This window comes from Chloroflexus sp. MS-G (assembly GCF_000735195.1).
Lineage (GTDB): Bacteria > Chloroflexota > Chloroflexia > Chloroflexales > Chloroflexaceae > Chloroflexus.
Genome location: NZ_JPIM01000201.1, coordinates 1 through 4,001, shown reverse-complemented (window position 1 = coordinate 4,001; position 4,001 = coordinate 1). Strand labels below are relative to the sequence as shown.

Below are 4,001 nucleotides of genomic sequence, written 5' to 3'. Positions count from 1 at the left end.
GCCTCCGACCCGCACGCGACCGCCATCGGCGCTCCCTGGGTGCGCAGGCCTCTGGCCCGCATACGACCGCCATCGGCGCTCCCTGGGTGCGCAGGCCTCTGGCCCGCATACGACCGCCATCGGCGCTCCCTGGGTGCGCAGGCCTCTGGCCCGCATACGACCGCCATCCGCGCTCCCTGGGTGCGCAGGCCTCCGGCCCGCATGCGACCGCCATCCGCGCTCCCTGGGTGCGCAGGCCTCCGGCCCGCATGCGACCGCCATCCGCGCTCCCTGGGTGCGCCAGCCTCCGACCCGCACACGACCGCCATCCGCGCTCCCTGGGTGCGCGGGCCTCCGACCCGCACGCTACCGACGTCAGCACTACCCTGGGAGCGCGGGCCAGTGACTCGCGTCCTGGAGGACACATTCGGAGCATCGACGAACTAATCTGCTTTCACCACACCCACTGTCACGGTACCCTCGCCGAACTCATGGGTCTCGGTATGGGCAGTGGATGGTGGTGGTGCAACGGTTAGCTCAACGGATAGCGTCTCATTTTTGACATACTGTTCGTATTGAGCCAGGGTTGCATGCAGGAGATCGGCCTGGTCGGGACTGGTGATGAAAAGGTGAATACGATCACTGATCGCCAGGCCAGCACTCTTACGGGCATCTTGAACGTAGCGCACCAGATCGCGAGCTGCGCCTTCAAGTCGCAACTCTTCGGTAACGGTCGTATTCAACGCCACCAGCATACCATCGGCTTCCACAACTGCGTACCCCGCCGGCCCACTACTCTCAACCAACACCTCTTCAGCGAGCAATTCAACGACCTGACCGTCTACCGTGAGCTGGATCGACTGACCAGCTTCCACCGCCTGAGCTGCTGTCCGGGCTGCGTCGCCTTGTAGATCACGTAGTGCTGCGGTGATCGCCGGTACCAGCTTACCAAATTTCTTACCGACGAGGCGTAGATTCGGTTTCAGGCGGTATTCGACAACCGCGCTGCTTGCATCAAGGTAACGCACCGCTTTCACGTTTAGCTCATCGCGCAGATCGGCTTCAAAGCGCCGCACCCCATTGAGGAGCGAAGGCGTGCTCGCCCGCAGCCAGATTTCGCTCAGCGGCTGCCGAACCTTCAAGTTGGCCTGCTTGCGAGCTGCGCGACCTAACGACACGGCAGTCAAGAGCGCTTCGGTGTCGCTGACCAGTTGCGGATCGAGCAGCGATTGATCGACCTGTGGCCAACGCGCCAGATGCACACTCTCGGCGGCTGCCGAATCGCGTTCGGCAACCAGATTACGATAGATTTCCTCGCTGACAAATGGGATGAACGGCGCCGCCAGCTTTGCTACCGTCACCAGACAGGTGTAGAGGGTCTGGTAGGCGGCCTCTTTATCAGCGTCGGCTTCGCTCTTCCAGAAGCGGCGACGGTTGCGACGCACATACCAGTTCGACAGCTCATCAACAAAGTGTTCGATGGCATTGGCTGCCGTGTAAACATCGTATTCCTCGAACGAATTGGTCACCTGCTGCACAAGCTGGTTAAGAGCGGCCAGTGCCCAGCGGTCGATTAGTTGGAGATCAACGGCACGTCCGCTACCCGGTTGCCAGTGGTCGAGGTTGGCGTAGGTAACAAAGAAAGCATACGTATTCCAGAGTGTGAGCAAGAACTTGCGCATACTTTCGCTCACCAGCGCCATACTGAAACGACGGGCATTGCCGGGAGGTGCAGCGGTAAACAGGTACCAGCGCAACGCATCAACACCGTAGGCGTTAATCACCTCTTCCGGCTCGATCACGTTGCCGCGACTCTTGCTCATCTTTTGCCCGTTTTCATCAAGAATATGACCAAGACAGATCACGTTCTTGAAGGCCGGACGATCAAAGAGCAGGGTGCTGATGGCGTGTAAGGTATAAAACCAACCACGGGTTTGATCCACCGCTTCGCAGATGTAGTCGGCTGGATGAGCCATCTCGAAGATGTCACGGTTTTCAAAGGGGTAGTGCCACTGCGCAACCGGCATTGCCCCACTATCAAACCAGCAGTCGGCCACATCAGGAATACGCCGCATCAGGCCGTGTTCGGGGTCTTCCCACACCACCTCGTCGATATACGGACGATGAAGGTCGAGATCACGTAACGACCGACCGACCTTTTCCTCTAACTCGGCGAGCGAGCCGATACAGACCATGTACGAACCGTCGGCGTTCGTCCAGATCGGGATGGGGGTTCCCCAGTAGCGCTCGCGACTGATCGCCCAATCGATATTGTTTTCGAGCCAGTTGCCGAAGCGGCCATCGCGAATATGTTCTGGCACCCAGTGGATTTGCTGGTTGTTGGCAACCAGATCGGCTTTAAACGCCGTCGTGCGGATGTACCACGAACGCTTAGCATAGTAGAGGAGCGGTGTGCTACAGCGCCAGCAGAAGGGATAATAGTGGCGTACCCGACCGCTGCGCAAGAGCAGACCACGCTGCTTCAAGTTGCGCGTAATGTCCGGATCGGCCTCTTTGAAGAACTTGCCGGCGAAGCCTAAGTCGGCAAATTCAGGCAATACCCGCCCATCTAACCCGACCGAGAAAAGGGTTGGCAGGCCGTGCTTCCGACCAACTTCAAGATCGCCGTAAGCTGGCGCAATGTGTACAATGCCGGTACCGTCATCGAGGCTAACGATTTCATCGGCGATCACACGATAGGCAGTATCCCAATCGACCGTATCACCGGCGCCGGGCACACCGCAGAAGAGGGGTTCATAGCGCAGGCCAACCAGATCGTTGCCACGGAAGTGACGCAACACGGTGAAGCTATCGGTCGGCAACACCTGATTCACGAGCGCAGCAGCCATCACCAACCGCTCACCATGGTGCTCGACTTCAACGTATTCCGCATCGTGTTTCACGGCCAGGGCAACATTGGCCGGCAGCGTCCACGGCGTTGTCGTCCAGGCCACCAAGAATGCACCTTCAAGGGTACCATCGACTGCCGGTGGAGGAGCAACGACACCCTTGACGCGGAACTTGATATAGACACTGGGATCATCTACATCATCGCGAGCGCCGAGGCTAACCTCGTGGTCGCTGAGGCTCGTGCCACAGCGGGGGCAGTGCATGGTCACTTTGTAGTCGCGGAACAACAGACCACGATCCCACAACTGGCGGAAGATCCACCAGGTTGACTCGATGTAGTCATTTTCGTAAGTAATATAGGCATCTTCGCTGAGCCAGAACGCGATTCGCTTCGTAAATGCCTTCCAGTCCTGGATATATTCCCAAACGCTTTCACGGCAGAGACGGTTAAACTCAGCGATCCCGAAGCGCTCAATATCAGGTTTACCGCTGAAACCGAGCTTCTTTTCGATCTCGATTTCGACCGGCAGGCCGTGAGTGTCCCAACCTTCACGGCGACCGATAATGCGATAGCCCTGCATGGCGCGATAGCGCAGGATCACATCCTTGAAACTGCGCGAGATGGTGTGGTGTAATCCCGGACGACCGTTCGATGTCGGCGGCCCTTCGTAGAAGACAAATGGCTTTTCGCCTGCTGCCAGCGATTTTGCGACGATGTCGTTGGCTTCCCACCAGCTAAGAATCGATTCTTCAAGCTGAGGAAATTTGACATTTGTATCAACCGGTCTGAACATAGTGCCTCCATCTGAACCAAACGAATAGCCTCGTCCCCATTAGGGGACGAGGCTCAGAAGCCCCGCGGTACCACCCCACTTCGATGCCGTGAACAGTGATCACGGATCATCGCACTCTGTGAGCGTCAGACAACGCTCTGCCCCGATAACGGTGGGCGTTCCGGGCGCAGCTACTATGCAGGTCATCCGACCAGGCAGTTCACCTGCCAGCTCAGGGGTGATTTTCGCTATCGCTGCTTCTACCTGGCTTCCACCATCCCAGGCTCGCTGAAGAGCAGGCGATAGGTACTCGTCCCCGTCATCGCCATTGTTTGACAGTATACGGCGGGAATGGCGTTACGTCAAGGTAGGGTGTTGGCGGCCCTCACCTCCCCCCTG

At 58.3% G+C, this 4,001-nt stretch carries 1 protein-coding gene and 1 other annotated feature; the gene reads right to left on the bottom strand.

The features are described 5' to 3' along the window. Positions 1-422: 422 nt before the first annotated feature. Entirely contained in the window at positions 423-3,623 is a 3,201-nt protein-coding gene (gene ileS, locus JE47_RS0119680; RefSeq protein WP_031461380.1) for an isoleucine--tRNA ligase, read from the bottom strand. Between the two features lie 39 nt (positions 3,624-3,662). Then, positions 3,663-3,934 (bottom strand) — a binding site (T-box leader). Positions 3,935-4,001: the final 67 nt, after the last annotated feature.